At 33.8% G+C, this 3,975-nt stretch carries 7 protein-coding genes; all 7 read left to right on the forward strand.

Annotation, left to right across the window (positions count from 1 at the left end):
- Positions 1-101 precede the first annotated feature (101 nt).
- The 7 genes from Q0256_RS05375 to Q0256_RS05405 all read left to right on the forward strand — a co-directional run bounded on the left by Q0256_RS05375 (position 102) and on the right by Q0256_RS05405 (position 3,864).
- Positions 102-1,265 carry a hypothetical protein gene (locus Q0256_RS05375; protein WP_297960836.1) on the forward strand — a complete coding sequence of 388 codons (1,164 nt, stop codon included), beginning with the start codon at positions 102-104 and terminating at the stop codon, positions 1,263-1,265.
- Positions 1,266-1,330: 65 nt separating this feature from the next.
- On the forward strand, positions 1,331-1,615 hold the full coding sequence (locus tag Q0256_RS05380; RefSeq protein ID WP_297960839.1) for a hypothetical protein: 285 nt from the start codon (positions 1,331-1,333) through the stop codon (positions 1,613-1,615).
- Positions 1,616-1,705: 90 nt separating this feature from the next.
- Positions 1,706-2,095 carry a phytanoyl-CoA dioxygenase gene (locus Q0256_RS05385; protein ID WP_297960842.1) on the forward strand — a complete coding sequence of 130 codons (390 nt, stop codon included), beginning with the start codon at positions 1,706-1,708 and terminating at the stop codon, positions 2,093-2,095.
- Between the two features lie 23 nt (positions 2,096-2,118).
- Positions 2,119-2,679 (forward strand): hypothetical protein, encoded by a 561-nt coding sequence (locus Q0256_RS05390; RefSeq protein ID WP_297960845.1) that lies wholly within the window; start codon positions 2,119-2,121, stop codon positions 2,677-2,679.
- Between the two features lie 92 nt (positions 2,680-2,771).
- Positions 2,772-3,251, forward strand: a complete 480-nt coding sequence (locus Q0256_RS05395) for a hypothetical protein (RefSeq protein WP_297960847.1) — start codon at positions 2,772-2,774, stop codon at positions 3,249-3,251.
- Between the two features lie 46 nt (positions 3,252-3,297).
- On the forward strand, positions 3,298-3,570 hold the full coding sequence (locus Q0256_RS05400) for a hypothetical protein (RefSeq protein ID WP_297960850.1): 273 nt from the start codon (positions 3,298-3,300) through the stop codon (positions 3,568-3,570).
- 21 nt (positions 3,571-3,591) lie between these two features.
- On the forward strand, positions 3,592-3,864 hold the full coding sequence (locus Q0256_RS05405; protein ID WP_297922149.1) for a colicin immunity domain-containing protein: 273 nt from the start codon (positions 3,592-3,594) through the stop codon (positions 3,862-3,864).
- Positions 3,865-3,975: the final 111 nt, after the last annotated feature.

The following is a 3,975-nucleotide window of genomic DNA, read 5'->3' on the forward strand; positions in this document are numbered from 1 at the left end:
TTTTATAAAATTAAATTTTTCTATGAAAATTAATATAAATGATCTTTGCTTCGCAAATAAGGTGTATAATTTAGCAAAAGCAAAAATTACGGTGGATAAAAATGAAAAAGTTGTTAAATTTGACAAATAGTAGTTTAAGACTGAGCGATATAAATTTTAGCAGCTTTAGTGCTTCTAAAAACTGGATCGGTTTCTTTGAGATCGAAAGCAGGGGCTGGCTAAGCGGAGTAAGCTTAGCGATAAAATTATTTGATAACTTTTTTAGAAAATATAGCGATGAAGTATTTATCGTAAGTGCTCTAATGCGTGATGATAAAGTATACAAAAAATATAAAGCAATCTCGCAGGTAAAGCCGTTATACGATAAATTTAAAGATCTTGGAATTTTGCAAGAACAAAATGAGTATTTTTCTCTGGCTAGAGATAAAGAATATCCGCTGCCCGCTATGTGCATAAGAATGGATATTCTGAAATGGGACGACATAAAAGAGCTGGCTAAATTTTTGATGTGCTATGATTATTCTATAAACGAATGGTGTTTTATAGTTTTTCCGAGTTTAAATTTAGCCGTCTATCCGCATGATAGCAAGGGTTTTGGCTGTATAGGGCTAAACGACGAGATTAAATATGGAATCAACTTTTTAAAATTTTGCGAGAAAAACAGCAAGGCAAAAGTGACGATAGATAAAAAAGAGGTTAATTTGAACAAAGCGGTTTTTCTTCTGCCTAAAAATAATGAAGAGCTATTTTCCAGAGTGCAAGAAGTAAGAGAGATAAAAAGAGGAACTTTGTATGCCGATCCGAATTTAATTAAATTTATTGCCCTTAGCGGCTCAATCAAAGATCTGAAAATATCGCAATTAAAGCAGCTATTGCGCGAAGGCCTGATCTATCTTGACACAGGAATATTTTTTATCAAGAATCTTAAAAGGGAAAGAATAGCCACAACAGAGAACATTTTAATTAATTCTTCAATATATCAAGGCTTAAGCGATTTTGAGTGGTCGATCAATGAAGTGGAGATCAAAAATCCAAATTTAAAGGAAGATGATTTTATTAAAGAATGCCTTTTATTTTTGAAATTGGTAAAGGAAAAGATCGAAAATATGGATATTGAGAACAGCAGATTTGCTTTATGTTTGGATTTCTATAATATTGATGAGCTGAGCGCGGATTTCGAGCTTTATACTTTAAGAGATAATGAAAAGATCGTAGATTTTTCAGAGGCTAAATTTAATCAAAGCTCGGTGTATGTAATTGTATGAAATTTCTTTTCTCGGCATGATTAAAGTATAAAATTTATAACTACCATCCCAAAGGAAGGCATAAAATGACATATATAAAAACGTATCCCGACGTGATGGAGATGAGCGATTTTTTTGGTTTTTATCCGGATGAAATAGATAGTGATATTGGAAAATATACGTTCGGAATAAACGGGCTAATATTTACATATTGCATAGTCGAGGGATGGGTGGAAATTACTATAAAAACAGGCGGGGAGACAGCTGTGGAATTTACCGCCGAATGCATCGAGTCCTTAAAAATCAGAAGAAATAAAGATGGCGAATTTATAGAGATAGGACAAAATTTTACTATAGACAGAATGGTGTAGATAGAACTGTATATAAGACCGAAAATTTTATTAAAATATGCGAGTTTAGAATGCTAGATGAAACCAGCATCTAAATAAAAGGAAACCCAAATGCAAATTGATGGAAAACATATATTTCGCAAGGGCGTGCTTCTGTACAAACTATGTGTAATGGCTTCTTTAGAATATCAAGATAGATATCTTGTGCACGCTACAGATGAAGATTGCGAAAATCCTAAGGAGATGGTATATTTTTTATACGATTCCTGCGATAATGCTCTATTGGAGAAATTTGAATTTTGCTTCTTGCCATACGAAAGGGATGCGCTAAGAGAGCTTAAGTCTCTTATTCTTAAAAACTTTAAGGACGATAGATTGTTATATGTAGATGATTATGAATATTTGGTCTATCACAATAAATCCTGGATAGAAGTCAGGGAGCTAGCCCTAAAAACAATCCATATTTTCGGATACGATTTAGATGACTTCAACTACGATTAAAAGCCTTATAAGGAAAATAGAATATGTACAAGCGAATAAAAGAGCTGCTAGAAAAGAGCGGCATAGAATTGAGCGATGGTTTGAAAGAGAGCGAAATAGACAAAATAGAGCAAATTTATGAGTTTAAATTTCCAAAAAGCCTAAGAGATTTTTTGTCATATACATTGCCTATTTCGGTAGAATTTTATAATTGGAGGGACTTTGGCGATGAAAATATAAAGGAGATAAAGCAGGCTATGAACTACGTCTTTGAGTACTTAAAAAACGATCCTATTGATGAAATTTTTCCAAATGAGAACTATTGGAATACGCAAAAATGGGGTCCGATGCCCGAAGACGGATCTCGCAAGCGAGCCGTTGTACTAGAAGCAGCCAAAATTGCACCTAAGATTATACCCGTATATTCTCATAGATATATGCCGTGTCTTAAATTGCCGGATCCGCCAGTCTTATCTATACACTATACCGATGTCATTTATTATGGGAAAAATTTATATGACTACTTTTTGAGGGAATTTGGTAAAAATCCTCTTGAGCCGGTCGGAAAATGCTCGTATGTGCCTTTTTGGTCTGATTTATACTAAAATTTAATAAAGGCGAGTTTGCGTTAATTTACGTTTGTTTGATTTTTAGAATTTTAAGAAAATATGCGTTAGTATAGTTAAGACGGGGAAAAATGATAGAAGTAGTGATTGACTTTGATGAGTTGCAAAAAGACAGAAGATATATTGATGAGTGGCATGATTATTGCCCCAAAGAAATAGAGCATAAGTTATACTCATATTTATCCGAAAAGCTGTCTTTACCGCTACGTATCGGCCCTGATGCATTCGCGGATTTCTTTTGGTTTCTGCGATTTAAGGAATGGAAATACTATAGCGAGGAAGAATGGGGGCAATATAAAGATAAAAACGAGTGGGAAAGCTATAGCGAATATATCGAGGAAAAAGAGGAAAACTCACGATATGGTTTAAAAAATAAGCAAGGCGCTCGAGACGATTTAAAGTTAATTTTCTTAAATTTTAATGCATTTAAGAAAAAATACAGCGATTTGGCTAGGCAGTTGCTAGACGTGATAAAATTTACACTCTCGGAGACCGCCAAATACCCAGATCACGATGACTTGCTTGATATTCAAATAGAAATTCGAGGCTAGAAGATTATGAAGTAGCGATGAGAAATAAATTTAAGGAAAGCAGCGAATGAGATACAACGATTTGATATTTTTAAATTTATTCCGTAATTACGAAGATGAATTTGCCGGAGTCGGTCGGCGCGACTTTGTAATTTATTTGGAAGAGCTGGTTAAGGCTGGAGAATATGGTATAGCGCTGGAAGATTTTTTGGTTCAAATGTATGAATATGATATAAAAATTTCTTCTAACGACTTAACAATTATAAAAAATTTATGCGAAGGCGTGAATGTCGATAGTAATTTATGGTTGGTTCTAAGTATTAAAGCGGCGGGCGATTAAAAATATACCGAAAGAGGGTCAATGATAGAGGAATATATAAAAATAATAGAGGATTTTTTACAAAATAGAATCGACGTATTTGAATTCGAAAAGATATATTGGGATAAATTTATGAATGATAAAAATTTCCCCGATGAATATTATGAGCCGCTAAACAGGCTTCTTACCGATATCGATGAATTCGAACCAGACGAAGAGTTGAGGGGTGATGATACGGTAGGCGATTCATTAAGTGAAGAGGATCTAAGGGAGTGCGCGAAAAAAGCTTTAAAACAAATTACGCTTTTAAAATAGTAGTTTTATAAAATGATAATTTCTGCGAGAATTTTAAAAATATATTACGATATAATGCTGGCAAACCCACATTCCAATAAAAGGAAACCCAAATGCAAATTAACGGAAAAG

The sequence above is a fragment of the uncultured Campylobacter sp. genome, assembly GCF_937949835.1.
In the GTDB taxonomy this organism is placed as follows: domain Bacteria; phylum Campylobacterota; class Campylobacteria; order Campylobacterales; family Campylobacteraceae; genus Campylobacter_B.